The following is a 25,621-nucleotide window of genomic DNA, read 5'->3' on the forward strand; positions in this document are numbered from 1 at the left end:
CACGTGTTCGTCCTCGAACTCGGCGGTGCCGACGACGACTTCGCCGCCGCCGAAGCCCGCGCCGCCGCGACCGACGTCCGCGTCGTGGCCCCCGGTATCGGTCTCGCCAGCGACGTCGACCGCGAGCGCTTCCGCGGCCTCGCGTACACACACCGCGCTGGCGACCACGTCGCCACGACCGACGCCAGCGTCGACGCCGCCGTCAACGCGCTCCAGGAAGCCAACATCGCCCGCGAAGGCTCCGTCGCAGTCCGCGCGCGCAACGTCCGCAACACGACCGACGTGGACACCCAGCAGGCCGAGCGCGACCTCGGCGGCGTGCTCGTCGACGCCGGCTTCGACGTGGACTTGGACGACCCAGACCACGAGCTCCGGGCACTCTTCGCCGACGACTCCTGCTTCCTCGCGTGGCTCGCCGCCGAGTCCGTTCGCGACTTCGGCGAGCGCAAGCCCACCGACCGCCCGTTCTTCCAGCCGGGCAGCATGGACCCGCTGTTGGCGCGCGCGCTCTGCAACCTCGCACGCGTCCAGCCGGGCGACGTCGTCCTCGACCCGATGTGTGGCACCGGCGGTGTGCTCATCGAAGCCGGCCTGCTCGGCGCGCATCCGGTCGGCACCGACGCCCAGCAGAAGATGGTCGCGGGAGCCCGGCGGAACCTCGCCGCGTATGCCCCAGACTTCGACGTCGCGCGTGCCGACGCCACCCGGCTCCCGCTCCGCGACGACGCTGCCGATACGGTCATCTTCGACGCCCCGTACGGCCGCCAGTCGAAAGTCGAGACGCACGACCTCGCGGACCTCGTCGCCGGCGCGCTCGCGGAAGCCCGTCGTGTCACCGACCGCTGCGTGCTCGTCGCCGACCGCGACTGGCGCGAGGAGGCCACGGACGCCGGCTGGACGGTCGCCGAGCGCTTCGAGCGCCGCGTCCACCGCTCCCTGACACGCTACGTTCTCGTACTCGACTGACACGACAGACGTGACAACGAAAGGTAACAATCAGGACGAGTAGATAGCCCCCGTACCCCACTATTTCGGCAGATGCGCGCTCTGGTAGTGCCTAGCACGACAATGAGTATCGGATAACCTTTTTGGCCACGTATTGGAAAGCCTATGGTATCAACGCCGAAACTGCCGTGCGTCTCTGTGCCGTCGCTGGCGTCGTCTGCCTGCTCGTGGGTGCCGGCGTCCAATCTGTCGCCGCGGGCGGCGAATCGACAGTCACGACGGAAGACTCCGGACTCGTCACGTTCGCCGGCGGCTCCGACAGCGACCAGAACGACAACTCACCGCTCGCGCTCAGCATCAGCCCGCAACGCGCGCTCGTCTCGCTGGCGTTCCTCGGCGCCGTCGCTGCGCGAAAACGACGCAACCCCACGTAACGGCCGACTAGCGGTAACTGTCGGCGACGACGGCGACCGCGAACGACGCCGCGAGCACGACCAGCACGCTCGTCGTGTGCTCGTGGACGGGCACCAGTTCGAGCAGGCTAATCGTCGCGACCGAGAGCAGGTAGCCGACGAAGCAGACGAACCAGACACTCCCGTACGACACCGGGAGGTCGTCGGCGGCCGCCGCCCACCCGACGACGAATCCGGGGCCGAGCACGACGAGTAGCTGCCACCACGGCGTTTCCGAGCCGACGAGTGCGTCCACGGCGAGTGACAGCGGCAGCGCCACCAACAGGACGGCACCGACGACGATTCCAACGCGCTCGAACTGGTCGGCGAGAGACACACTGACTCTCGGTGGCCGCGCGTAGAAAAACTACTCCTTCGGAGTGCCCGCGGCCACGGCGCGCTCGCGCCTCCAGAACCGACACAGAGTACTTACCGGCTCGCTTCGAACAGTCGTTCGTGCAGGACGGTGACGACCTGGGTATCGGGCTGGGTTCGCCCCCCGAACGACCCCTCGACCGACGAGACGAGCCTGGCGGACGTGTTCTGGACGCTCCTCCCAGTCGTTCTCGTCTTCGGCCTCCTCGTCGCGCTGTTCGTGGTCTTCTGACGCCGGCAGCGAGCCGAACACACGCACCCGGCGGGCGGTGACTACGCTTCTCGACCCAGTTCCGCGAGCAGCCGTCCGACCTGAATCCGATCGCTGTTCCCCTTGTGCAGGTCGAACTCCACGTCACCCGCGAGCCGGTGGAGGGCTGCGAGTTCCTCGCCGTCGTAGCGCGAGCGCCCGACGCGCAGAATCTCTTCGAGCACTTCCTCGCCACTCAATCCGTCGTCGACGAGCAGGTCGTCGAGCGTCGAGCGCGCGTCCGTGAATTCGCCGGCCTCCGCGTCGTCCAGCATCGACGTAATCTGGTCGTCGGGACCGACGTCCTGGAGCGTCTCGTAGGCCGTGTTCATCGTAATCTCGCCCTCCTGCTCGGCGGTCGTCTGCGCGCCCAGGATGGCCTTCCGGAGGTCGCCGCCGGCGTACCCCGCGACGAACTCGATGCCGTCCTCGTCGTACTCGACGCCCTCGGCGTCCACGAGGTCGCGGAGCACGGCGGTGATTTCGTCGGGCGTCGGCGCGCGCACGGACACCGGGAAGCAGCGCGAGCGAATCGGCGGGATGAGCTTCGACGGCTGGCGGGTCGCGATGATGAATTGCGTCGCCTCGTGGTGGCGCTCCATCACGCGCCGCAACGCCTGCTGGAAGTCCTCCCGAATCGCCTCGGCGTTGTCCAGCAGAATCGTGTTGTACTCCCCGGAGACCGGCGGGTAGCTCGCGGACTCCTTGAGCACGTGGTTGATGAGGTCCGCCTTCGAGGAGTTCCGCCGGCGCTTCGAGGAGATGAACTGCGAGAACCGCGGGTCCTCGCTGACCTCCTTCTTCGTCATCCCGAAGAAGTCCTGCACGTTCAGCTCTACGAGGTCGTTCTCGGGGGCCTCGTGGGCGTGCTCGGCGAGTGCGCGCACCGCCGCCGTCTTCCCCGCGCCCTCGGGGCCGTAGACGACCAGGTTCACGGGCTCGTCGGTGGCGTCCCGCAGGCGGTCCCGCAGTTCCTCCTGTGGGAGGTCGGCCAGCGACGGCGCGTGCGCGTCTATCCACAGCGGCTCGTCCATTATCGGTCAGTAGCCGCCACGGGGCTAAGAAAGAGTCGGTCCGTTCGGCTACGCCGTCGTGGTCGTGGTTCCGCTACCGCTCGTGGTGCCACCGTCGTTCATCCCGCCGCCACCCATGCCACCGCTACCGTTGTGCTGGCCGCGCCGATGCTGCTGCCGGACGTGGTTGATTGGCTGATTCGGCCCGGATTCGCCGGCGTTCGGACGGAGGATGTACCGACCGCTGCCGGTCTCGTGGACGCGGATGTCGTAGACGAACGACACCGTCTCGTTCGCTTCGACGGTGAATTCGCTGTTCAGGTGGAGGCGCTCGGAGGGGAGTTTCACGTCCGCGGACTCCCCGGAGGTCAGCGTCGCGTCGATGCCGTCGATTCGTACGAACACCATCTCGTAGGTGTCCGCCGGCACGCTCAGGTTCCCCACGAGGCTCGCGTTCTCGCCGCGGAGGCGCGTGAGGTCGACGGTCCGGTTGTCCACGTCCCGGGTCACCCACGACTCGTTCTCCGTGGCGTTTGCAGGGTGGGCGGCGATTTCCGTGATGGTGACGTTGAGGTGCTGGAAGTCCTCGATCGCGCCGGGCTGGTCGCTGACGTACATCTCGACGGTGCCCTCGCCGCCGTCGCCGCCGAAGAAGCCCGTGCAGCCCGCCGTGACGAGCAGCGCCGCCACCGCGAGCGTCGCGACTGTGCGTGACATGTGCGGAGCCACGTCGCCAGTCCGGGAAAGCGCTCTGGCCGCTAGCCCGCCTGCGCCCGCATCGGTGGGGTTTTGCGCGCGGCGCGCCCACGTTCGGGCATGACTCTGCAGGCTACATTCCTCGGGACGAGTGGCGCCGTCCCCACGACCGAACGCAACCCCAGCTCGGTGTTCGTGCGCCGGGAGGGTGACGCGTTCCTCTTCGACGCCGGCGAGGCGACCCAGCGCCAGATGATGCGGTACGGCACCGGCTTCGACGTCTCCGACGTGTTCGTCACGCACGCCCACGGCGACCACGTCTTCGGGCTGCCGGGGCTCGTCCAGACGTGGGACTTCAACGACCGCGAGGACCCCCTGACGATTCACGTCCCCCGGGGCCTCCGCGACCAGATAGAGGCGCTCGTGTTCGCCGTCGGCGGGGACGTCGGCTTCCCGGTCCGAATCAGCGAAGTGAGCGCGGGCGAGACCGTCCTCGACCGCCCCGAGTACGAGGTCCGCGCGTTCGACACCGCCCACCGCACGACCTCCGTCGGGTACGCGCTCGTCGAGGACGACCGCAAGGGCCGCTTCGACCGCGAGAAGGCCGAGGAGCTCGGCGTCCCGGTCGGCCCGAAGTTCTCGAAACTCCACGAGGGCAACGCCGTCGAACTGGAGGACGGCACGGTCGTCCGCCCCGAGCAGGTCGTCGGCGACCCCCGACCCGGCCGCAAACTCGTCTACACGGGCGACACGCGCCCACACGACCCCGTCGTCGCCGCCGCGGACGACGCCGACCTCCTGATTCACGACGCGACGTTCACCGACGACGCCGCCGAGCGCGCCGCCGAGACCGGTCACTCGACCGCCGGCGAAGCCGCTGGCGTCGCCGCCCGCGCCGACGCCCGAACGCTGGCGCTCACGCACATCTCCTCGCGGTACGCCGGCGACGCCCGCGAAGTCCGCGAAGACGCCGAAGCCGCCGACTTCGACGGCGAGGTGTTCGTCGCACACGACGGCATGACCTACGACGTCCCGTTCCCGGACGCCGAGTAGCCGCCTTCGACGCCGACACCCCGGTCCCGCCGTGCACTTATTAGTCGTCGCGACCTAATTTTGGCAACGTGAGTACCCGCACGAGCGCCCTCGACGCCCGCGTGTTCGGCGTCGACGTGCAGAGCGGTGACGTGCGCGGGGACGCCCCATCCTACGCGCTCGTCGTCTTCGACGGAGAGACAGTCGAGCGCGACGTCGTCAGCCGACGGAAACTGCTGCGTCGCGTGGACAGCGAGGCGCCCGCGATTCTCGCGACCGACAACATGTACGAACTGGCCGCGGACAAGGACCAGCTCGTGCACTTCCTGCGCGGGCTCCCCGAGGAGACGAAGCTCGTGCAGGTCACCGGGGACGAGCGCCCCGAGCCGCTCTCCCGAGTGGCGAAACGCCACGGCGTCCCGTACGGGAAGCCAGCGATGGAGGAGGCCGAGGCAGCGGCCCGACTGGCCGCGCGCAACGTCGGCTACGAGGTGTCGGCGTTCACCGACGAGACCACCGTGAAGGTCGCTCGCGGGCGCTCGACCGGTGGCGGTGGCGGGTGGAGCGAGGACCGCTTCACACGACGCATCCACGGCTCCGTGAAGCGCGTCGCCCGCGACGTGGAGTCCGACCTCGACGACGCCGGTCTCGACTACGAGCGCGACGTCACCGAGAAGTACGGCGGGTTCTCGAACGCCGTGTTCACCGTGCAGGCTCGCCCCGAGGACATCCCGGTGAGCAGCCGGCGCTCCGGCGACACGCGCGTCGAGGTCGAGCCTGTGCGCCGGGACGGCATCGAATTCAAGCCACTCGCGCGGCGCCGCGACCGCGTGTTCGTCGGCATCGACCCCGGGACGACCACGGCAGTCGCGCTGGTCGCGCTCGACGGCCGTGTGCTCGACGTCACGAGCACGCGCACCGCCGACACCGCCGAAGTCATCGAGTGGATTATCGAGCGCGGCCGCCCCGTCGTGGTCGCCGCCGACGTGACCCCGATGCCGGCGACCGTCGAGAAGATTCGCGCAAGCTTCGACGCCGCTGGCTGGGCGCCCGACACGGACCTCCCCGTGGACGAGAAGCAACACCGCACCCGCGAGGAGGGCTACGACGACGACCACCAGCGCGACGCGATGGCGGCGGCGCTGTTCGCCCGCGACGCCCACGCCGACCAGATTCGGCGCGCCACCGAGGAGACGCCGCCCGAACTCGACCGCGGCGAGGTCGTCTCCCGCGTCGTCGGCGACGACGAACCGCTCGCGGCGGTCATCGACGACCTCACGGAGACCGACGAACCCGAGGAGGAGGAAGTCGAGCACGAGCCCCGCGAGCTCACCGACGAGGAACGGCGGATTCGGGACCTCGAAGCGCAGGTCGCCCGGCTCCAGGACCACGTCGCGGATCTCGAAGGCGAACTCGACGAGAAGGACGAGACAATCGCGGAGTACGAGGAGGAACTCTCGGAGGCGCGACGCGAGGAGCGCCAGGAGGCCCGCGAGCGCCGCGAGGTCACGCAGCTCCAGTGGAAGAACGACCGCCTCGAGACCGAACTCGAGGAAGAGCGCGAGCGCGCCGACGAACTCGCCGCGAAGCTCGAACGCCTCAAAGACCTCTGGAAGCTCGACCACTCGAACCTCGGTGACGTGAACCACAGCGGCGACCTCGTCGCCGTCAAACCCGTCGACCAATTCACCGTCGACGCCATCGAGACCGCCAACGGCGAGTACGGCATCGCGTCCGGCGACGTCGTCTACCTCCGGGACGCCTCCGGCGCGGGCCGCTCGACGGCGGAGCTGCTCGCGGAGTTCGACCCGCGCGTCGTGCTCCGGTCGGGCGGCCTCTCGGACGCCGCCGACGAGGTGCTGTTCGAGAACGAGATTCCGGTCGGCCCCGCCGACGACGTCACCATCCGCGAGGTGGACGAACTCGCCATCGCCAGCGAACCCGAGGTCGAGGCCGTGATTGCGGACTGGCGCGAGCGGAAGGCCGAACGCGAGCGCGAACGCAAGGAGAGCATGGTCGACTCCATCATCAGCGAGCACCGCGCCGACCGCGACTGACGGCTACGCGTCGGGCTGGTAGTCGCTGCCGACGACCTCGCGGATGCGCTCGGCGGTGACCTGACCGACGCCGTCCGCCTCCGTGAGGTCGTCCTCGCGGGCGGTCATCACGGCCTCCACGGTGCCGAACTCCTCGAGCAGCGAGCGCGCGGTCACCGGACCGATGTCCGCAATCGAGGAGACGACGTACTCCTGCTGTTCGCCCAGCGTCTTCGCGGCCTTCTCGCCGTGCGCGCTCACCTCGCGGTCGTTGTCGGTCTGCTCGCGCTCGGCGATGGTCTGAATCATCTCCGCGGTGTCGTCCTCGCCGCGCGTCTGCACGACGCTGATGCCCCAGTCCACCGCCAGCGACGACAGCGTCGCGCGAATCGCGTTCGGGTGGACGTTGCGCTCCGCGTAGAGGTCGCCGTCCCCCTCGAGCAGGAGGACGGGCCGCGTGTAGTGCCGGGTGAGGTCCTTGGCCTGCTCGAAGATGGAGCGGTCGCCGCCTAGCAACGTATCGAGAAAGTCCGCGTGGGATTTCCGCTCGACGGCGACGCGGTCCGAGAGCACGTAGTCGCCCACCGACAGCGTCTCCAATCTGGTCTCGACTTCGTCGCGCTTCGAGAGGTCCCGTGCGATGTTCGAGTCGAGTTCGCGCTGGTCGACGACCACCTCGACCGACTCCTCGTCGCCGCTGTCAGCGCGCGCCGCCACGCCCTCGTCCTCGCTCTCCGCCACGTCGTCGGGGTCGGGCGCGTCGAAGTCCGTGAGTCCTGCCTGCCCGTCACCGCCCCCGGCCGCGCTGCCGCCGTCCGCTTCCGCGGGCTGCGTGTCGTCAGACGTAGCTGCTGTCGCCGTCTCGCTCGCGTCTTCCGCCTCCTCGTCGCCGTAGTCGTCGAGCGCGCGCTGGCTCTCGCCGAGGTCGCCCTCTATGTCGTCGGCCACGCCTTTGAGTTCGCGGAGTTCGTCCTCCATCTCCTGCTCGCGGCGCTGGCTGATCCAGAAGTACGCCTCGTCACGGGTGTCCTCGGCCATCAACACAACGACCTTCCCCTCCGTCTGCCGGCCCGTCCGTCCCTTCCGCTGGACGGAGCGAATCGCCGTCGGCACCGGCTCGAAGAACAACACGAGGTCGACTTCCGGCACGTCCAGCCCCTCCTCGGCGACGCTCGTGGAGACCAGCACCTCGAACTCGCCGCTCCGGAACCGGTCGAGCGTCTCGCGTTGTTCTTTCTGCGTCATCCCGTCGCTGCCGTCCGCGTCGCCCTGCCCGACGAAGCGCTGCGTGTCGAAGTGCTCGCCCAGGAAGTCGGTGAGGGCTTCCGCGGTGTCCCGCGACTCCGTGAACACGATGACGCGCTCGCCCTCCTCGATGCCGAGCGTCTCCGCGAGTAGCATCCGCGCGCGCCGGAACTTCGGGTGGAGGCCGTCGAAGTCGTCGGCCTTCCGCATCGCCTCCTTGACTTTGGGCTCGGAGACGAGCCGCTGGCTCGCCTTCGACGCCCCCGACGAGCGCGCGGCGTTGCGCTGGCGCTCGAAGTACCGCCGCACTGATTCGACGCTCTGGGTCTCGACGAGTTCGACCGCGCGCCGGAGTTTCATCACCTCCGCGTGCACGCTCATCCCCTGGTAGCCCTCGCTCTGGTCGTTGTCGATGAGCTCCTGGAGTTTCGCGCGAATCTTGTTCAGGTCCTTCTGGGAGACGTCCGGGCTGGAGACGCGCGTGACGCCCAACTCCCGGAGTTTATCCAAACGGTCCTCGATGACCTCGTTGATGGCGTCCCGGACCTCGATAACCTGCTCGGGGAGTTCGATGCGCTCCCACTGCACGTCCGTGTCGTACGTGTGCTCGCCGACGTCCGCGTCGTCCTCGGTCATCACCTCGACGTTCCGCACGCCGAGGTTCTCGCAGACCGTCTGGATGTCCTCCTCGTTGCCGCCCGGAGAGGCGGACATCGCCGTCACGAGCGGGTTCAGCGCGTCGGCGTGGTAGCGCTCCGCGATGTACGTGTACGCGTAGTCGCCGGTCGCGCGGTGGCACTCGTCGAACGTGCAGTGCACGACCTCTTCGAGGCCGATGCGCCCGCCCACGAGGTCGTTCTCCACGACCTGGGGCGTCGCCACGACCACGCGCGCGTCGTTCCACATATCCGCGCGGTCGTCAGGCCGCGTCTCCCCCGTGAACACGACGATTTCCTCGTCTGGGATCCGGAGGGCTTCCCGGTAGAACGCCGCGTGCTGTTCGACCAGCGGCTTCGTCGGCGCGAGCAGGAGGGACTTCCCGCCCGCGTCGTCGGCCAGCCGGTAGGCTGTCACCAGCAGGCTCACCGTCGTCTTCCCGAGCCCGGTGGGGAGGCAGACGAGCGTGTGGTCCTCCCGGGCGGCCGCCGCGAGCTGCAGCTGGTACTGGCGCGCCTCGATGACGCCCTCGGCCAGCATCGGATGGTCGACGTACGCGGGCTCCGACATTCGGGCGGTCGTACGTCGTTCACGTGGTTAAGGGTTCGCGTACCGGGGTAAAAGTGGCCAGGTCGGCTCGTACGCTTCCCCATCTACGCGTGGGATTGTGGGGCCACCACCGTCTCCGACGCCTCGAGACCGTGCCCGAATCTCCGGTCGTGACTACGCCACCTAGCCCGGCAACGATATAGGCGGGGCGCCTCCACGTTCTCGTATGCGAGTCGAGTTCGACCGCGACGTCTGCATCGGGATGTTCCAGTGTGTCGCGGAGTGGGACGCCTTCGAGGAGGACACGGACGCAGGCAAAGCCGTCCTGCAGGACAGCGAAGAGGTCGAGGACGGCGTCTTCGCACGAGAGATCCCCGAAGACGAGGAGGTCGACGCGAAGTTCGCGGCGCGCTCGTGTCCCGTCGACGCCATCGAAATCTACGACGACGACGGCGAACAGGTCGTCTGAGGCCCGAGAGCACCCTCCGCCGCCCCGCCAAGTTTTATGCTAACGCGTACCATACTATCGACTGTAATGTGCCACCACTGGGAGGAAGTGCCGATACGGGAACTCGAACCGGACGCCGAACGCGAATCCACGGACGGCGACGAACCGGACGAGGTCACGAAAGAGGTCGCGCCGGCCTGACACGGCCGGCGAGCGCGGGCGCGACGATTACGCGATTTCGTCGTACTGCTCGGAGAGCTTCTCCGCGGCCTCGCCGAGCTGGTCGCGCTCGTACTCCGTGAGGTCCCACTCCACGACTTCCTCGACGCCGTTCGAGCCGAGTTTCACGGGGACACCGAGACCCACGTCGTCGAGGCCGTACTCGCCGTCGAGCACGACGGAACCGGGGAGCACTTCGCCCGTGTCGCGGAGGATGGCCTCGACCATGTGGGCGACGCCCGTCGCGGGCCCCCACTGGGTCGCGCCCTTGCGCTCGATGACGTCCATCGCGGACTGCTGGAGTTCCTCGAGGATGTCCTCGCGCTCGTCGTCCGAGAAGTCGGGGTCCGCGCCGTTCACGCGCACCTTCGAGAACACGGGCACCTGTGCGTCGCCGTGCTCGCCGAGGATGGTGGCTTCGACGTTCTGGACGGGCGCGTCGAAGCGCTGGCTGAGCACGTAGCGGAAGCGCGCGCTGTCGAGGCGGCCGCCGAACCCGACGACCTTGTGGCGGTCGCGGTCGCCGCTCTCGTAGAGGTGGCGGTTCAGGAGGTCGACGGGGTTCGACGTCGTGACGGTGACGAAGTCGTCGTTGTGCTCGGCCAGCGAGGAGCCGATGTCCTCCATGATGGGCGCGTTGTCGCCCGCGAGGTCGATGCGCGTCTGGCCGGGCTGGCGGGGAATCCCCGCGGTGATGACGACGACGTCGGAGCCAGCGGTGTCCTCGTACGTCCCCTGCGTGACCTCCGTGTTGGAGTCGTAGGCGACGCCGTGGTTCGCGTCCGCGGCCTGCCCGATGGTCTCGTCTTCCTTGTCCGGGATGTCCACGAACACGACTTCGTCGGCCACGTCGCGGAGCGCGAGGTTGTAGCCTGCGGCGGCGCCGACCGTGCCGGCGGCCCCCACGATGCTGACTTTCGTCATATCACGTATACCCACCGCCGGCGAATCCGTTAAGCGCTTCGGTGAGTTCGAGCACCCGGGAAAACCACCCGCACGGACGCCGACGACGGACGAACGCCACTTCGACTTTCGTCGAATATTCTCTCGGGGTCCGTGCTCCGCAGGCTTTTCGAGGCGTCGCGCCCTGTACACACCCATGAGCGACACGGACGACGGCTTCGACGAGGAGGCCGTACGCGAGGAACTCCGCGAGAAGTACGCCGACGACGACCGCGGGGAGACCGAGCGCATGAGCGAACTCCTCCTGCAGGGCGCGACGATGACCAACCAGCACTGCGACCGCTGCGGCAACCCCATCTTCCGCTACGAGGGCCAGTCCTTCTGCCCGAACTGCCAGCAGGCCGCCGAACAACAGCAGGCCGCGCAGGAGCAAGCCGCGCAGCAGCAGGCTGACACCGAAGGACAGGCAGCCCAGCAGCCCCAACAATCCGCGAGCGACGACGCGGACGCAGCCGAAGGTGCCCGCGCCAGCCAGCCGACCGGGAACGCCGCCGAACGACAGCAGCCCGCCGAAGACCGCCAGTCCGTCGAGCGCCAGCAACCTGCTGACCGACAACAATCCGCCGGCCGCCAGCAGCCCGCTCAGCCCACACGCGAGCAGCGCCGCGAACAGCCCGCGACGCCCGAGCAGCCGACAGTCGACGGCGATGCCGCGAACGCCACGCCGTCCGGCGAAGCCGCGGACGCGCTGGAGTCCTCGATTGCCGCGCTCGCGCGCCGCGCCGCCGGCGCCGACGACCCGCGGCGGGCTCGCGAATTCCTCGAAGCCGCCCGCGAGGCTGCCGAAGCGCTCGACGCGCTCCACCGCAACGCGTAACTCGGCGGCAGAGCACTACCGCACATGGACATTCTCGTCCCCGTCGACGGCTCGGATTGCAGTTTCCGCGCGCTCGGATTCGCCGCGGAGATGGCGCGCCGCTACGAGGGACGCCTCGACGCCGTCCACTTCGCGGAAGCCGAATCCGAGAGCACGGACGCCGTCCTCGACCGCGCGGAACGCGTCCTCGACGCCCAAGACGTCGACACCGAACCCGAGGTCAACACGGACGTCGACGTGGAGTTCCGCCCGAGCGACAGCGTCGGCGACGGCATCCTCGCGCTCGTCGAGGAGCGCGGCTACGACCACGTCGTGATGGGGCACCACGGTGCTGGCACGCTCGAACGCGCGCTTCTCGGGAGTGCCGCGGAGACGGTGCTTCACGCCGACCGCGTGCCCGTGACGGTCATCCCCTGAGTCTCCTGTGGACGCGTTCGCACGCATCCAAACCGCTTAACCCCGAGCGCTGACTCCGCAGTCGTATGGACACCTACGAACTCCTCACGCGGAACGCGGCGGAAGTCGTGACCGAGGAGGAAGTCGAAGCGCTCGCCGAGGACCCCGACGGGAAGCGAGCGTACGTCGGCTACGAGCCCTCGGGCGTGCTCCACCTCGGCCACCTGCTCACCGCGAACAAACTCATCGACCTGCAGGACGCCGGACTGGACGTCGTCGTGCTCCTGGCGGACATCCACGCGTACCTCAACGGGAAGGGCTCCTTCGAGGAGATTCGGGACACCGCCGACCAGATGAAAGAGCAGTTCCTCGCGTACGGCCTCGACGAGGAGTCCACGGACTTCGTGCTCGGCAGCGACTACCAGCTCGACGACGACTACGAACTGGACCTCCACGAACTGGAGCTGGCGACGTCGCTGAACCGCGCGCAGCGCGCGATGGCCGAGATTCAGGGCGGCGAGACCGCGAAGGTCAGCCACGTCGTCTACCCGCTGATGCAGGCACTCGACATCGAGTACCTCGACGTCGACGTCGCGGTCGGCGGCATGGACCAGCGGAAGGTCCACATGCTCGCCCGCGAGGAACTCCCGAGCCTCGGATACGAGAAGCGCCCCGCCGTCCACACGCCGATTCTCGGCGACCTCGAGACCGGCGAGGGGAAGATGTCCTCCAGCGAGGGCATCACCATCTCCATGGAAGACTCCACCGAGGACCTCCAGGAGAAGGTTAACTCGGCGTTCTGCCCGCGGACCCGCGACCCCGAAGGCGACCTCGTCAACCCCGTGCTCGAACTGTTCCAGTACCACGTCTTCCCGCGCTTCGAGGAAGTCGTCGTCGAACGCCCCGACGAGTACGGCGGCAACCTCGAGTACGACGACTACGAGGCCCTCGCCGCGGACCTCGAATCCGGCGAACTCCACCCCGCGGACGCGAAGGGCGCGCTCGCGGACTACCTCGACGAACTCATCGCGCCCGGCCGCGAGCGCCTCCGCGAGATTCGCGGCGAGTAACCCCACACCCCTACTTCTAAGCCGCAGGTCTCCGTAGGGCCGCCGTGACCGCCGATGCCCCCGATTCCCTGACGGACCTCGCGACGCTCCGCGACCGCGAAGCCGTCGCCGTTCGCGAAGAGATCCAAGTGGTCGATGCCGCCGAGTTCGCGGACGCGACCGAATTGGACAGCCACGTCGTCGTCGGTGTCGCGAGCGAGGCCGGCGTCCTCCTCCAGAACGACGGGCACCACGGCTGGACGCTCCCCGCGTTTCCCGTCGAAGCGGGCGACGACTGGCTGGCGGTCGCGCGCCGCGAGTTCGAGAGGCTGACCGGTGTATCGGTCACTATCGACGCCGTCGAACGCCTCCGCGCCCACGAGTACCGCGTCCCCGACACTGGCGACAGCACGACGGTCTACAACGTGGTCGTCCGCGCGACGCCGACCGCTCGAATTCCGGAGGACCCACAGAGTCGCGTGGACGGCACCGAAATCCAGTGGTTCGCGGACGTTCCCGAGGACGCTCCTGGACCCGTCGCAACGGACATAGAGCTATTCGTGGACTAACCGAGGAAAACGAGTATCCGCGAGCGCCGTCGGCGCTCGCGGTTCACTCGCGACGAAGCCGCGAGGCCGACGAGCGACCGTAGGGAGCGAGGAGTGCTTTTTCCGCAAGTTTTTGCCCGGGAGGGCGCCGCAGGCGCCCTCCCACAGCAAAAAGTGCGTTAACAGACCGGCTTCGGGTTGACGCCCATGGATTCGAGTTGTTCGGTGTACTCGTCGTAGGCGGCTTGGATGGCGGCGTCGGCGGCGTCTTTGGCGGTCTGCCAGTCCTCGTCGTCCTCGCAGACGTCGTCGAGGAGTTCGAGCGCGCGTTCGCGCTGGTCGTCGAGGTCGCCTTTGAGGTCGCGGAAGACGCTCGCGGTCTGGGGGTCGGCTTGGCCGACGAAGAAGCCCGTGAGTTGTTCCTTGGACTTCTCGGTGGCGAGGATGCGGCCGAGGAGCGCGCCGGCGCGTTCGACCGTGTCGTCGAGGCCGCGGAGGTACGCCTGCATGCCAGTGGCGTCGTCGTCGGGCTGGTAGTCGTCGAGTTTCGCGAGGACGGCGTCGGCGTGCTCGTCCTCCTCGGTGGCGGTAGTCTCGAAGACGACGGTGGCCTCGTCGTCGGTTTCGTCGGCGGCCCACGCGTGGAACGTCTGCGCGGCGACGTGTTCGGCGTCGGCGGCGGCTTCGAGGACCGGGTCGGCGTCCATCTCGCCGCCGGTGGCGGCGTACAGTGACTTCGAGGAGCCGAGTCGCGAGAGCGCGGTCTCGTTGTCGTCGCGGACCGCGTCGAGGAATTCGCTCGGTGTCATGGCGTGGCGTAGTGGCTACTGGGGCTTGTATGCTGTCGTCGCGGCGAACGGGAGAGGTGGACTGGTGGGGGAGCCGACAGTCCAACGAGGGGGAACATGGGGCGAGAACCTCGCCCGAGCGTCTCGTCGCCCGGTCGGATAAAATGGCTTGTGGCCGCAGAGCGGACAGCCGGCGCTATCGGGCCGTAGCGCGCGAAAAAACGGGTGTGTGCGTCGAGTTACTCGCCGGTCTCGATGGGGGCGTCGACGAGGTTGCCCCACTCGGTCCACGAGCCGTCGTAGTTGGTGACGTCGTCGTAGCCGAGCAGCTCGGAGAGCGCGAACCACGCGATGGAGGAGCGCTCGCCGATGCGGCAGTAGGCGACGACTTCCTGGTCGTTCGTGATGCCCTCGGACTCGTAGAGCTCCGCGAGCTCGTCCTCGGACTTGAACGTGCCGTCGTCGTTGACCGTCGCGGCCCACGAGATGTTCTCCGCGCCGGGGACGTGGCCGCCACGCTGGGCGGTCTCGTTGAGTCCCGGCGGTGCGAGGACCTCGCCGCTGAACTCCTCGGGGGAGCGAACGTCGACGAGCGGGATGCCGCGGTCGATGGCGGTCTCGACGTCGTCGCGGTACGCGCGGATGCCGTCGAAGGGGCCGCGGGCCTCGTAGTCGACTGCGGAGAAGTCCGGCTCCTCGTCGGTGGTCGGGTAGTCGTTCTCCACCCAGTAGTCGCGGCCGCCGTCGAGGAGCTTGACGTCCTCGTGGCCGTAGTACTTGAATTGCCAGTAGGTGTAGGCGGCGAACCAGTTGGAGTTGTCGCCGTAGAGGACGACCGTGGAGTCCTCGCTGATGCCGTGGCTACCGAGGAGGTCCGCGAAGTCCTCCTTGTCGAGGATGTCGCGCTGGGTCTGGTCCTGGAGCTGGGTCTCCCAGTTGAAGCCGATGGCACCGGGGGCGTGTTCGTCGTCGTACGCTTCGGTGTCGACGTCTACTTCGACGAGTCGATACTCGGGGTCGTCACTCTGGAACTGGTCGAGGTGGTCCTCGACCCAGTCCGCGGTGACGAGTACGTCTTTGGCGTATTCTGCCATACACGCCCGTACAACACCCACCCCCATAACTATCGGCTACGCCGGCAGGTTCCCCCGGGCATCGAGTTTACCGGCGAGGTTCGCCGCGATAGGTGGCGGTTCCCGACGGGCTCGCCGGATGTTAGCCAATTTATAGGCAACAAAATCCGCTATCTCGGAGTGACGGCGACAGCCGGGAGGCTAAGGCGCGCGAACCCCTCGCCTCGAGCATGAGCGAGGATTGGGTCGCGTCCGCGGACTGGCTCGCCGAACACCTCGACGATGTCGTCGTCGTGGACGTCCGCGACGCGTGGGAGTACGACGGCATCGGCCACATTCCGGGGGCGGTCAGCGTTCCGTTCGACGAATTCAGAGCCGAGGGCGGGCCGGAAGGAATGATGCCCGAGCGCGACCACTGGGCCGAGTTGCTCGGCGACGCGGGCATCGAGCGCGGGGACACCATCGTCGCGTACGACGACACGCACGGCGTGTTCGCGGCGCGCTTCCTCGTCACCGCGCTGTACTACGGCCACGACGACCTCCGGCTCCTCGACGGGGACTACAGCGCGTGGCTGCGCGACCACGAGACCAGCAGCGAAGCGCCCGACGTAACGCCGACCGACTACGAACCCGGCGAGCCCCACGAGAGCGTGTTCGTCGACGCCGACGACGTGCTCGCGGCGACGGACGACCCCGACGCGGTTGTCGTGGACACCCGCGAACCCGACGAGTACGCCGCGGGGCACATCCCGGGCGCGGTGAACCTCGACTGGAAGGAAGTCGTCGACGACGAGACGCGCGGCCTGAAGCCCCGCGAGGAAATCGAGGCGTTGCTCGCCGAGCGTGGCGTCACGCCCGACGAGCGAGTGGTCCTGTACTGCAACACCGCGCGCCGCATCAGCCACACGTTCGTCGTGCTGCGCTGGCTGGGCTTCCCGGACGTCGCGTTCTACGAGGGGAGCCTCACGGATTGGACCGAGCGCGGCCACCCCGTCGAGTAGTCACGGCCACTCTTCGGGCAGCAGCGACACCTGCGTCCCCCGGTGTTCGTCTGCCAGTAGGCTCGCGGCCTCGACGACGAGCGCGACGATGAGTGGCCCGGCGATGATGCCGATGGGGCCGACCGTGAGTAGGCCGCCGGTGAATCCGACGAAGTAGAGGCTCCCCGGGAGGTCTGCAGTCCGCCGGGAGAGTCGCGGACGAACGACGACGTCGGGGAGCCACGCCACCAGCACGCCCGCGACGACTATCACGAGGATGGCTCCGGTCACGTCGCCGATGCTCGCCCAGTAGAGCGCGACCGCGCCGACGACCAGCGACGGCCCGACGATGGGGATGAATTGGAGGAGTCCCGCGAGCGCGGCGAGCGTGACGGGGTAGGGAACGCCGAGCGCGAAGAACACCGGGAGCGCGATGACCGCTGTCGCAAGCGCTGTCACGGCCTGCAGGACGTAAATCGCGTACAGCGTCGCGCCCGCGCGGTCCGACAGCGAGCGCGCGATATCGTGGTACGTCGCGGGAATCGTCGCGAGGAGCGCGCGCTCGGCGTCCTCGTGGGCGAGCAACAGCCCGAAGACGAGCATTCCGAACAACGTGAGCTTCAACGCGAGTTCCGGGAGCGCGACCGCGACTTCGACGGCGAACGCCGTGAGATACGAGAGCGCGGCGTCCGTGACGATTCCGACCTCGATTGTGTACGTGTACTCGTAGAACGCCAGCGTCAGGCTCTCCGGAAGCCCTTCGAGCGCGTCGAGGAGTCGGTCGGCGCGCTCGGTGAGCACGTAGATACCGGTCGCGACCGGCACGAAGACGGCCAGCGACGCGAGCGCGGCCGTCGTCGCGCTCGACCACCACGGCGGCAGGCCGAGTCGCTGGACGCGACGGTGAATCGGCACGAGGAGGTACGCGACGGTGACGGCGAAGAACACCGTCCCGAACACGGCCCCGAGGAGCAACGCGGCGGCGACGAGGAGTACGGCGAGTACGACGGCCAGCGTGGTGGTTCGTGACGGGGGCACGACGGGAACTACCGCAGGAACTGTCAAAAGCGTTCGGCGCGGGGACCGACCGCGAGGCGCTGCCGTTTCCGGCCACTCTACCAACTCGTCTTTTAGTCTTATTGGCCGTTAGCGGCCGCGTTACCAGAAGTTTGGCAATAATCCCTTTCCGCGTCAATCGCCGTTTATCGAATATGTCTGACAGTGGGGCCAGCGGCACGCGGGGGCGGCAGCGAGCGTTCGTGCTCGCGGTGGTCGTCCTGTTGGGGGCGAGCGCGGTGGTAGCGGGTGTCGGTACGGTAGCGGCGGATAGCACGGCGGAGACGACAACGGACGCGTCCGAAGAGAATCCAATCAAGTTCGTTTATGTCGACGGCAGTACCGGGAATCTCACATTCGTACGTGCAGACGGAACGCGAGTCGGGACGAACGTGAGCGGTCCGAGCGTCATCGGGTCGATGGCCGATCTCGACAGCGACGGGCTACTCGAAGCGACGTACGTCACGAGTAATCAAGCAGTCAAAGCCGTTGACGTGAACAACGAGACGCAGCAGCTCGGGACCAACGCACAGACGTCAAGCACAAAAGTTGGTGTTGGCGACTGGACGGGAGACGGGGTATCAGAAGTCCTGTATGTGAACAGCGACGGAGGGAATATCCATTACTCGAACGTCTCCGGAGATCCGACACAGGTGACGGACGCGTCGGTGGGGGCCGTCCTCGGGGTGGCCAACTTCGACGGGTCGGGAGAACAGGAAATCGTGTACACGTACAGTAGTTCCATCAAGTACTACAACCAATCCGGCGGCGTCACACGGACGGGTTACGAGGACCTCAGCTCGGCTCATCTCGCGGGCGCGCCCGCTGACTTCTACGGGAACGACACGTACTGGGTCCCCGCGATAGACGGCAGTTCCAACATCGACATTGTGGACAGTGATGGGACCGAAAACACCTTCGAGAGTACGGGGAACAACATCAATACCTATCCCGTTGCGGGCGTCAACTGGACGAGCAACGAGACACTCGAAGTTGTCCACCTGTACAACGAGGACGTGGCGTACACGACCGAGGACGGGCAGCCGAAACGAATCAAGGACTCGAACGGGGACGACATTAATGCGGACAAGAGTGTGGGTATTGCGGGCGTCGTTAGCCGCCCCGGCCCGCTCTCCGTACAGGGGTTCGAGGCGAACGCGACCGGCGACCAGAACGTGACGGTGAACGTCACGACGAACCACGACCTCTCGGAACTCAACGTTACGCTCAGCGGGCCCGAGAACGAGACGCTCACGCTCGGCGACTTCGAGCAGACGGGGACGAACCCGTACTCGTACACCGCGACCTACGACGGCAGCACGGACGGCGAGTACACGGCTACGGTCGAACGCGCGGCGTCAGCCGGCGACAACGTCTCCTCGGCAGGCTCCGACACCGTGAGCATCGACCAGGTCGTGCCCGTTCTGAATTCGGTGAACCTCACCGACGCGACGAACGACGACGGGAGCGTCGCGCCCGGCGACACTATCGAGGTGACAGCGAACGCGACCGGCGATGTCGGCACGGTGACGGCGAACCTCTCGGCGTTCGACGCGGGCAGCAACGTCAGCCTCTCGCACGAGAGCGGTGACACGTACAACTGGACTGGCGTCGTCGGCGAGAACGCGACCGACGGCGACCAGGCAGCGAACGTGACCGTCAGCGACGGGCAGGGGAACACAGTCAATAACGTGACCGGAACCCTCAGCGTCGACACGGGCGAGCTGTCGGTCGAACTCCGCGACAATCGAACAGTCGCCGTCGACGAGCAGGTCGAATTCTCGCCGCAGTCGGTGGAGAACGCCAGCGGCGACGTCACGTACGAGTGGACGTTCGGCGACGGCACTAACACGTCCGGCAAGACGGTCAATCACACGTACGACGCCACGGGCGAGTACGTGGTGAACCTGACCGTCACAGACGGGACGGACGACACCGCGAACGCGTCGATGAACGTGACGGTGAAGGAGCCGCCCGCCATCGAATCCGTGAATCTCACCGACGAGATGGACGGAAACGGCATCGTCGTCCCCGGCGACACTATCGAGGTGGGCGCGAACGTGAGCGGCGACGTCGATACGGTGGTCGCCAATCTATCGGCGTTCGACGCGGGGACAGTCAATCTCACCGAGAGCGGCGGCGTGTACAATACGACTGTTCAGATTGGCGAAAACGCGACCGACGGAAATTGGTCGGCGAACGTGACGGCGACCGGCGAGGTGGGGGACAACGCCTCGGCGGACACGAACACGCTCAAGGTCGACACCGACGAACTCGCTGTATCCCTCAACGACAGTCGCACGGTCCAGGTCGGCGTGGAGTACGAGTACTCACCCCAGTCCGTGGACAACGAAGTGGGTAACGTCACGTACAACTGGACGTTCGCGGGGACCAACGAATCCGGGAAGTACGTCAACTACACGTTCGACTCGACGGGCACGTACACGGTCAATCTGACCGCGAGTGACGGGTCCCGCGACACCGCGAACGCCTCGATGACAGTCACCGTCGAGGACGACAGCCCGGTCGTGGAGGCAGCGAGTATCTCCGACGAGACGGACGGGAACGGCGTCGTCGTCCCCAACGACACGGTCTACGTGCGCGCGAACGTGACGGGTGCCGTCGACACGGTGACGGCGAACCTCTCGGCGTTCGGCGCGAACGAAAGCGTCGACCTCACACTCGCCAGCGGGAGTATCTACGACCAAACCATCGCGGTCAACGACAGCGCGACCGATGGCAACCACTCGGTGACCGTGACGGCGACGGGGGAGTGGGGAACTACGAACTCCAGCGAGACGGGAACGCTCACCGTGGATACCGAGGAACTGACAGTGACGCTGAGTGATAGTCGAACGGTGCAACTGGGGAAGACGTACGAGTACTCGCCGCAGGTCAGCAACACGACCGGCGACGTCGCGTACAACTGGACGTTCGGGAACGGCGACAACGCGACCGGCAGGACTGTCAGCCACGCGTACGAGTCGACAGGCACGTACACGGTCGAACTGAATGCCAGCGACGACTCCCGCGACACCGCGAACGCGTCGATGGTGGTCGACGTAGTCGACGCGCCGATAGTCGAGTCGGTGAACGTCTCCGACGAGACGAACGAGAACGGCATCGTCGCCCCCGGCGACACCGTAGAGGTGGTAGCGACCGTGAGCGGCGACGCCACCTCGGTGACGGCGAACCTCTCGGCGTTCGGCGCGAACGAAAGCGTCGAACTCACACTCGCCAGCGGCAACACGTACAACCGAACTGTCACCGTGGACTCGAACGCGACCGACGGCAAGCAGTCGGTAACGGTGACTGCCACGGGAAGCAACTCCACTGACTCGGCGGAGACCAGCGCACTCACCGTCGACACCGACACGCTCGACGTCTCCCTGAACGACAGCCGGACCGTGGACGTGGGCGAGGAGGTCGAGTACTCGCCGGCGGCCGTGAACGCCGCGGTCGGTGACGTCGACTACGAGTGGGAGTTCGCGTCGAGCACCGTGAAGAGCGGGAAGACCGTCACGTACGCCTTCGATTCGGCGGCCACGTACGAGGTGGTGCTGACCGCGAGTGACGGCTCGAACGACACCGCGAGCGCGTCGATGAAGGTGGACGTCGTGTCGGACAGCACTGTTGCGGACACTTCGACGACGAGCGATTCGACGGACGGTGGTTCGACTGGCGGCGGGAGTGGCGGGTCTGGAGGGTCGGGTGGGAGTGGCGACTCAACGACGGAGACGACGACTGCGCTCACGACCAACGAGAGTACACAGACGCCGACGAGTACGCAGACGGTCGCCGAGAACACGCAGACTGCGACCGAGGAGACGACTGCGACGAGCGAGACGACCGACCAGACGCTCGCGGGCAGCGAAACGCGGGACGACCCCGGAAATCCGGGTGATGGGCAGACGCCCGGTGAAGCACCAGGGTTCGGCGCTGTGGCGGCGCTGCTCGCGCTCGCTGCGGCGGCAGGGCTCGCACTCCGGGGGTGAGCGCCCGCACTACCCGAAGCGACGACCTTTTCTACCACAGCGCGAAACAACCCGGTAATGAGACGGCGTGACTACCTCAAGACGGCTGGCGTCGGCGTGGCGGGCCTGCTGACCGCCGGCTGCTTGCAGGTCGAGGAGGGGGAGCAGACGAGCACTACTGCAGAGACCACCACGACCGCCGAGGGGACGACGACTGGTACGACCAGCGAGTCGACCGAGCCGCTGAAAATCGCGACCTACGGCTCCTTCTTCGGCGACGAGGGGACCGCCGGCCGCTGGCTGAAAGACCAGTGGGAGGCCGACCACGACACCGAAATCGAGTACACCGCGCCGAGCAACGGCATCAACGAGTTCATCCAGCGCAAACAGCAGGGCGCGGGCATCGACGCCGACCTCTTCGTCGGCCTGAACACGCCCGACCTCGTGCGCGTCGACGAGTCGCTGCCCGACAGCGACCTCTTCGACGACCTGCGCGCGGACCTCGACAACGACGACGACGTCAAGGAGAGTCTGGAGGTCGACCCCGAGAACCGCGTCGTCGCCTACGACACGGGCTACATCACGCCCGTCTACGACAGCACCGAAATCGACAATCCGGAGACGTTCGACGCGCTCCTCGAACCCGAGTACGAGGGGACGCTGCTCGCGCAGAACGCCCAGTCCAGCGACCCCGGACTGGCGTTCCTCCTCTGGACGATTCACGAGAAGGGCGCGGATGGCTACCTCGACTACTGGGAGGAACTGCTCGCCAACGACGTGCGCGTGCTCGACGACTGGCAGCCCGCCTACAACGCGTTCCTCGAGGGCGAGCGCCCGATGGTCGTCTCCTACTCCACCGACCAGGTGTACTACAACAGCGAGGAGGAACTCCCGCACCACCAGGTGAGCTTCCTGAACGACCAGGGCTACGCCAACCCCGAGACCGTGGGACGGTTCGCCGGTACCGACCAGCCCGAGACCGCTGCCGACTTCGTTGACTTCGTGCTCACCGACGAGGCGCAGGCGAACGTCGCCGTGAACAACGTCCAGATTCCCGCGACGACCACCGCGTCGCTGCCCGAGGGGTACGCCGAGTACGCCAAGGAGCCGCCCGAGCCGGTCACGTTTACCTACGAGGAGCTCGCAGGGAACCTCGACGAATGGACCGAGTCCTGGGCCCAACTGGTCGCGAGCAACTGACGCGAGTGACCGACTGGCTGTCCGGCGTGGCGGGCCGCCTCGCCGACGACGCGGACCGGCTGGTCCTCCCAGTGGTCGGCGCCGGGACGCTGCTCGTGCTCGCCGTCGTCTTCTACTACCCGGTGTGGACGGTGTTCGTGGAGGCGTTCGGGGACGCCGCCGAACCGATTCGGGACGTGCTCGAGAGCGAGTTCTACGTGGGCGCCGCGCACGGCCTGTTCGCGCACCCCACGCAGGTGCCCGGCGACGTGCTCGCGTGGCTGTCGAGCGTGCGCGTGCACGCCGCGTGGACCGGATTTTTCCCAGACGTCTGGTTCTCGTTCCCGGCGGTTCGGAAGGGGTTGTTCGGATTCACGGCGTGGCAGGCGTTCCTGTCGACGCTGGCGAGCGTCGCGCTCGGGCTACCGGGCGCGTACGTGCTCGCGCGCTTCGAGTTCCCGGGCCGGCGCACGCTGAAGGCGCTGACCATTCTGCCGTTCGTGCTCCCCTCCATCATGGTGGTCGCGGGGTTCGTCGCGACGTTCGGGACGAACGGCACCCTCAACGGCGTGCTGACGGCGCTCGGTCTGGGGAAAGTCGAACTGCTGTACACCCTGAAAATCGTGGTGTTGGCGCACGCGTTCTACAACGCGCCGCTCGTCACCCGGATGGTGACGTCGGCGTGGGAGAACGTCGACGCCAGTGCCGTCGAGACCGCGCGTTCGCTGGGGGCGAGCCCGCTGCGGGCGTTCAAGGACGTCGTCGCGCCCCAGTTGCTGCCGGCGCTTGCGGCGAGCGCGGTGCTGACGTTCGTGTTCACGTTCATGACGTTCCCCATCGTGCTGGGGCTGGGCGGCCTCCAGTTGGCGACCGTCGAGGTGTGGCTGTACGCGCGCGTCCAGCAGCTCGACTACGAGACTGCGGCCGCGCTCGCCACGCTCGAGACCGTCGTCTCGCTCGGCTTGACGTACGTCTACCTGCGCTACGAGGCGCGGCGCGCGGGCGGCGGTGCCGGTAAGCCGCTCCCCCGCGACCGACTGTTCTCCCTCGACGACCTCCGGAGCGCGCTCGTGCGCGCCGGCATCGGCGTCTACGGCGTCGTCGTCGTGCTCGTCTTCCTCGCGCCGCTGGTGTCGATGGTGCTGGCGAGCGTCGGCGGCCTCGAGAATCCAACCTTGGAGTGGTGGCGCTTCCTCGTCGAACGGCAGGCCGGGAGCCGCACGCAACCCTCCGTCGCGGTGCGGAACTCGCTTTTGTTCGGCGTCGGCGCGCTCGCGCTCGCGCTCCCGATGGGCGTCGTCATCGCGGCGTTCTCCGCGCGCGGCGGCCGCGGCCGGAAGGTCGCCGACGCGGTGCTGATGGCCCCCATCGCCGTGTCGGGTATCGTCGTCGGCTTCGGGATGTTGCAGTCGCTGGTGTTCGGCGTGGAGCTGTTCGGCTACCGCGTCAGCGTCGTGGGCGCCGCGGTCGTCGTCGCCGCGCACGCCATCGCCGGCTACCCGTTCGTCGTGCGGAACGTCGCGCCGATGCTGGCGGCCGTCGACGACCGACTTGTGGAGTCCGCGCGGGCGCTCGGGGCGAGCCGCGCGCGGGCGCTCTACGACGTCGAACTGCCGCTCGTGTGGCCGGGCGTGCTCGCGGGCGCGGCGTTCGCGTTCGCGCTCAGCATCGGCGAGTTCGACGCTACTGTCCTCCTCGCCGGGGAGAACGCGTACACGATGCCGGTGGCGCTGAAGCGCTTCCTCGTGGACCGCGCCGCCGGCCCGAGCGTCGGCCCCGCGGCCGCGATGGGCACCGTCCTGCTGGTTATCACTGCCGCCAGCTTCGTTGTCATCGACCGCGTCGGCGGGAGGTACCGGCCATGACGAACCTCCAACTCGACGGCGTGACCCGCGCGTTCGGCGCGACGACCGCCGTCGACGACGTCTCTCTGGAAGTCGAGGACGGCGAGTTCTTCACGCTCGTCGGGCCCTCCGGCTGCGGGAAGACGACGACGCTGCGCCTGATTGCGGGGTTCGAGCAGCCCGACGCTGGCGACGTACACTTCGGCGGCGACTCCGTCTCCGGAGTGCCACCAGAGGACCGCGACGTCGGCATCGTCTTCCAGAGTTACGCGCTGTTCCCGCACATGACCGTCGCGGAGAACGTCGCGTACGGGCTGCGGTTCCGCGACCCACCGGAGGGACAGACCACGGACGAGCGCGTCGAGGACCTGCTGGACCTCGTCGACTTGGCGGGGTTCGGCGACCGCGACCCCGAGGAGCTGTCCGGGGGCCAGCAGCAGCGCGTGGCGCTGGCTCGCGCGCTCGCCCCCGAGCCCGACGTGCTCCTGCTGGACGAGCCGATGAGCGCGCTGGACGCCCGACTCCGGGAGCGCCTACGCGTGCAGGTCAAAGAGATTCAGTCCGAGTTGGACATCACGACGGTGTACGTCACGCACGACCAGAGCGAGGCGCTCGCGATTTCGGACCGCGTCGCCGTGCTGAACGCGGGTCGCGTCGAGCAGGTCGGCGAACCCGAGGAAGTCTACCGGGAGCCGGCGTCGCGGTTCGTCGCGGAGTTCGTCGGCGACAACAACGTCTTCGACGGCCAGGTTCCAGTCGAAACGAAGGGGTGTTCGGTTCGTGTCGGCGAGACTGAGTTCGACGTCGACGAGCGCATCGACGGCCGCAATACGGTCTGTGTGCGGCCCGAATCCCTGCGCTTCGACTGCGAACAGAACCAGTTTTCGGTGCGCGTGGAGAGCGTCGAGTTCCTCGGCGACGCCTACCGTGCGCACTGTGATTGGGACGGTCGGGAAGTGCTCGTGAAGACTCGCGACGAGCCGCCGACGGGAGAGGCGACGCTCGGATTCCGGCCCGAGGACGCGACGCTGCTGTGA

Annotated in this window: 22 protein-coding genes and 1 pseudogene; 15 read left to right on the plus strand and 8 right to left on the minus strand. The window is 67.7% G+C overall.

Features of this window, described 5'->3' with window-relative positions:
- The first annotated feature begins 3 nt into the window (after window positions 1–3).
- A complete protein-coding gene (locus tag LPA46_RS07365) occupies window positions 4–966 on the plus strand; it encodes a TIGR01177 family methyltransferase (protein ID WP_230891984.1) in 963 nt (320 codons plus the stop codon).
- Between the two features lie 167 nt (window positions 967–1,133).
- Complete coding sequence (locus tag LPA46_RS07370; RefSeq protein ID WP_230891985.1) at window positions 1,134–1,379, plus strand: hypothetical protein; 246 nt, start codon at window positions 1,134–1,136, stop codon at window positions 1,377–1,379.
- Between the two features lie 7 nt (window positions 1,380–1,386).
- Here the strand turns inward: LPA46_RS07370 and LPA46_RS07375 are convergent, their stop codons facing one another.
- Entirely contained in the window at window positions 1,387–1,734 is a 348-nt protein-coding gene (locus tag LPA46_RS07375) for a hypothetical protein (RefSeq protein ID WP_230891986.1), read from the minus strand.
- A gap of 129 nt (window positions 1,735–1,863) precedes the next feature.
- Here LPA46_RS07375 and LPA46_RS07380 point away from each other — a divergent pair, with 129 nt between their 5' ends.
- Window positions 1,864–2,004, plus strand: a complete 141-nt coding sequence (locus tag LPA46_RS07380) for a hypothetical protein (RefSeq protein ID WP_230891987.1) — start codon at window positions 1,864–1,866, stop codon at window positions 2,002–2,004.
- Window positions 2,005–2,045: 41 nt separating this feature from the next.
- Here the strand turns inward: LPA46_RS07380 and LPA46_RS07385 are convergent, their stop codons facing one another.
- Both LPA46_RS07385 and LPA46_RS07390 read right to left on the minus strand, forming a co-directional pair.
- Window positions 2,046–3,056: an AAA family ATPase gene (locus LPA46_RS07385; RefSeq protein WP_230891988.1), complete on the minus strand. Its 1,011-nt coding sequence runs from the start codon at window positions 3,054–3,056 to the stop codon at window positions 2,046–2,048.
- Between the two features lie 48 nt (window positions 3,057–3,104).
- The gene (locus LPA46_RS07390; RefSeq protein WP_230891989.1) at window positions 3,105–3,752 is read right to left on the minus strand and encodes a DUF4382 domain-containing protein; all 648 of its coding nucleotides are present in this window, start codon (window positions 3,750–3,752) and stop codon (window positions 3,105–3,107) included.
- A 99-nt stretch (window positions 3,753–3,851) separates the two neighbouring features.
- Between LPA46_RS07390 and rnz the strand changes: the two genes are divergently transcribed.
- Window positions 3,852–4,784: a ribonuclease Z gene (rnz, locus tag LPA46_RS07395; RefSeq protein ID WP_230891990.1), complete on the plus strand. Its 933-nt coding sequence runs from the start codon at window positions 3,852–3,854 to the stop codon at window positions 4,782–4,784.
- 68 nt (window positions 4,785–4,852) lie between these two features.
- Window positions 4,853–6,820 carry a DUF460 domain-containing protein gene (locus LPA46_RS07400; protein WP_230891991.1) on the plus strand — a complete coding sequence of 656 codons (1,968 nt, stop codon included), beginning with the start codon at window positions 4,853–4,855 and terminating at the stop codon, window positions 6,818–6,820.
- A gap of 3 nt (window positions 6,821–6,823) precedes the next feature.
- Here LPA46_RS07400 and LPA46_RS07405 read toward each other — a convergent pair whose 3' ends face one another.
- Window positions 6,824–9,271, minus strand: a complete 2,448-nt coding sequence (locus tag LPA46_RS07405; RefSeq protein WP_230891992.1) for a DEAD/DEAH box helicase — start codon at window positions 9,269–9,271, stop codon at window positions 6,824–6,826.
- A gap of 205 nt (window positions 9,272–9,476) precedes the next feature.
- Here LPA46_RS07405 and LPA46_RS07410 point away from each other — a divergent pair, with 205 nt between their 5' ends.
- A complete protein-coding gene (locus tag LPA46_RS07410; RefSeq protein WP_230891993.1) occupies window positions 9,477–9,719 on the plus strand; it encodes a ferredoxin in 243 nt (80 codons plus the stop codon).
- 207 nt (window positions 9,720–9,926) lie between these two features.
- On the opposite strand, the gene mdh is transcribed toward LPA46_RS07410, so the two are convergent.
- Window positions 9,927–10,841 (minus strand): malate dehydrogenase, encoded by a 915-nt coding sequence (gene mdh, locus LPA46_RS07415; protein ID WP_230889726.1) that lies wholly within the window; start codon window positions 10,839–10,841, stop codon window positions 9,927–9,929.
- Window positions 10,842–11,016: 175 nt separating this feature from the next.
- Here mdh and LPA46_RS07420 point away from each other — a divergent pair.
- From LPA46_RS07420 to LPA46_RS07435, 4 genes and pseudogenes are all read left to right on the plus strand, one after another.
- Window positions 11,017–11,697, plus strand: a pseudogene (locus LPA46_RS07420) (Sjogren's syndrome/scleroderma autoantigen 1 family protein).
- Window positions 11,698–11,721: 24 nt separating this feature from the next.
- A complete protein-coding gene (locus LPA46_RS07425) occupies window positions 11,722–12,114 on the plus strand; it encodes a universal stress protein (protein WP_230891994.1) in 393 nt (130 codons plus the stop codon).
- 65 nt (window positions 12,115–12,179) lie between these two features.
- Entirely contained in the window at window positions 12,180–13,163 is a 984-nt protein-coding gene (locus tag LPA46_RS07430) for a tyrosine--tRNA ligase (RefSeq protein WP_230891995.1), read from the plus strand.
- A gap of 44 nt (window positions 13,164–13,207) precedes the next feature.
- Window positions 13,208–13,711, plus strand: coding sequence for an NUDIX domain-containing protein (locus tag LPA46_RS07435; protein ID WP_230891996.1), 504 nt, complete (start codon window positions 13,208–13,210; stop codon window positions 13,709–13,711).
- A gap of 158 nt (window positions 13,712–13,869) precedes the next feature.
- On the opposite strand, the gene LPA46_RS07440 is transcribed toward LPA46_RS07435, so the two are convergent.
- Together LPA46_RS07440 and LPA46_RS07445 are read right to left on the minus strand one after the other, a co-directional pair.
- Window positions 13,870–14,499: a rubrerythrin family protein gene (locus LPA46_RS07440; RefSeq protein ID WP_230891997.1), complete on the minus strand. Its 630-nt coding sequence runs from the start codon at window positions 14,497–14,499 to the stop codon at window positions 13,870–13,872.
- A 218-nt stretch (window positions 14,500–14,717) separates the two neighbouring features.
- On the minus strand, window positions 14,718–15,572 hold the full coding sequence (locus LPA46_RS07445; protein WP_230889720.1) for a sulfurtransferase: 855 nt from the start codon (window positions 15,570–15,572) through the stop codon (window positions 14,718–14,720).
- A 209-nt stretch (window positions 15,573–15,781) separates the two neighbouring features.
- On the opposite strand from LPA46_RS07445, the gene LPA46_RS07450 reads away from it, so the two are divergent.
- On the plus strand, window positions 15,782–16,552 hold the full coding sequence (locus tag LPA46_RS07450; RefSeq protein WP_230891998.1) for a sulfurtransferase: 771 nt from the start codon (window positions 15,782–15,784) through the stop codon (window positions 16,550–16,552).
- Here the strand turns inward: LPA46_RS07450 and LPA46_RS07455 are convergent, their stop codons facing one another.
- The gene (locus LPA46_RS07455; RefSeq protein ID WP_230891999.1) at window positions 16,553–17,569 is read right to left on the minus strand and encodes an AI-2E family transporter; all 1,017 of its coding nucleotides are present in this window, start codon (window positions 17,567–17,569) and stop codon (window positions 16,553–16,555) included.
- A 173-nt stretch (window positions 17,570–17,742) separates the two neighbouring features.
- On the opposite strand from LPA46_RS07455, the gene LPA46_RS07460 reads away from it, so the two are divergent.
- Genes LPA46_RS07460 through LPA46_RS07475 form a run of 4 tightly spaced genes read left to right on the plus strand, consistent with a single transcriptional unit; the run spans window position 17,743 to window position 25,621 of the window.
- On the plus strand, window positions 17,743–21,582 hold the full coding sequence (locus LPA46_RS07460; protein WP_230892000.1) for a beta strand repeat-containing protein: 3,840 nt from the start codon (window positions 17,743–17,745) through the stop codon (window positions 21,580–21,582).
- 57 nt (window positions 21,583–21,639) lie between these two features.
- Window positions 21,640–22,761 (plus strand): thiamine ABC transporter substrate-binding protein, encoded by a 1,122-nt coding sequence (locus LPA46_RS07465; RefSeq protein WP_230892001.1) that lies wholly within the window; start codon window positions 21,640–21,642, stop codon window positions 22,759–22,761.
- The gene (locus LPA46_RS07470) at window positions 22,722–24,605 is read left to right on the plus strand and encodes an ABC transporter permease (protein WP_230892002.1); all 1,884 of its coding nucleotides are present in this window, start codon (window positions 22,722–22,724) and stop codon (window positions 24,603–24,605) included. The genes LPA46_RS07465 and LPA46_RS07470 overlap by 40 nt, the downstream gene beginning before the upstream one ends.
- Window positions 24,602–25,621, plus strand: a complete 1,020-nt coding sequence (locus LPA46_RS07475) for an ABC transporter ATP-binding protein (RefSeq protein WP_230892003.1) — start codon at window positions 24,602–24,604, stop codon at window positions 25,619–25,621. Before LPA46_RS07470 ends, LPA46_RS07475 begins: the two co-directional genes overlap by 4 nt.

This window comes from Halobacterium sp. KA-6, assembly GCF_021029015.1.
Lineage (GTDB): Archaea > Halobacteriota > Halobacteria > Halobacteriales > Halobacteriaceae > Halobacterium.

Bases quoted from the DNA above. Each gene is read 5' to 3' on its own strand.
- LPA46_RS07385 (WP_230891988.1), bottom strand. From the start codon at position 3,056: ATGGACGAGCCGCTGTGGATAGACGCGCACGCGCCGTCGCTGGCCGAC.
- LPA46_RS07390 (WP_230891989.1), bottom strand. From the start codon at position 3,752: ATGTCACGCACAGTCGCGACGCTCGCGGTGGCGGCGCTGCTCGTCACG.
- rnz (WP_230891990.1), top strand. From the start codon at position 3,852: ATGACTCTGCAGGCTACATTCCTCGGGACGAGTGGCGCCGTCCCCACG.
- LPA46_RS07405 (WP_230891992.1), bottom strand. From the start codon at position 9,271: ATGTCGGAGCCCGCGTACGTCGACCATCCGATGCTGGCCGAGGGCGTC.
- LPA46_RS07410 (WP_230891993.1), top strand. From the start codon at position 9,477: ATGCGAGTCGAGTTCGACCGCGACGTCTGCATCGGGATGTTCCAGTGT.
- mdh (WP_230889726.1), bottom strand. From the start codon at position 10,841: ATGACGAAAGTCAGCATCGTGGGGGCCGCCGGCACGGTCGGCGCCGCC.
- LPA46_RS07425 (WP_230891994.1), top strand. From the start codon at position 11,722: ATGGACATTCTCGTCCCCGTCGACGGCTCGGATTGCAGTTTCCGCGCG.
- LPA46_RS07430 (WP_230891995.1), top strand. From the start codon at position 12,180: ATGGACACCTACGAACTCCTCACGCGGAACGCGGCGGAAGTCGTGACC.
- LPA46_RS07440 (WP_230891997.1), bottom strand. From the start codon at position 14,499: ATGACACCGAGCGAATTCCTCGACGCGGTCCGCGACGACAACGAGACC.
- LPA46_RS07445 (WP_230889720.1), bottom strand. From the start codon at position 15,572: ATGGCAGAATACGCCAAAGACGTACTCGTCACCGCGGACTGGGTCGAG.
- LPA46_RS07450 (WP_230891998.1), top strand. From the start codon at position 15,782: ATGAGCGAGGATTGGGTCGCGTCCGCGGACTGGCTCGCCGAACACCTC.
- LPA46_RS07460 (WP_230892000.1), top strand. From the start codon at position 17,743: ATGTCTGACAGTGGGGCCAGCGGCACGCGGGGGCGGCAGCGAGCGTTC.
- LPA46_RS07465 (WP_230892001.1), top strand. From the start codon at position 21,640: ATGAGACGGCGTGACTACCTCAAGACGGCTGGCGTCGGCGTGGCGGGC.
- LPA46_RS07470 (WP_230892002.1), top strand. From the start codon at position 22,722: ATGGACCGAGTCCTGGGCCCAACTGGTCGCGAGCAACTGACGCGAGTG.
- LPA46_RS07475 (WP_230892003.1), top strand. From the start codon at position 24,602: ATGACGAACCTCCAACTCGACGGCGTGACCCGCGCGTTCGGCGCGACG.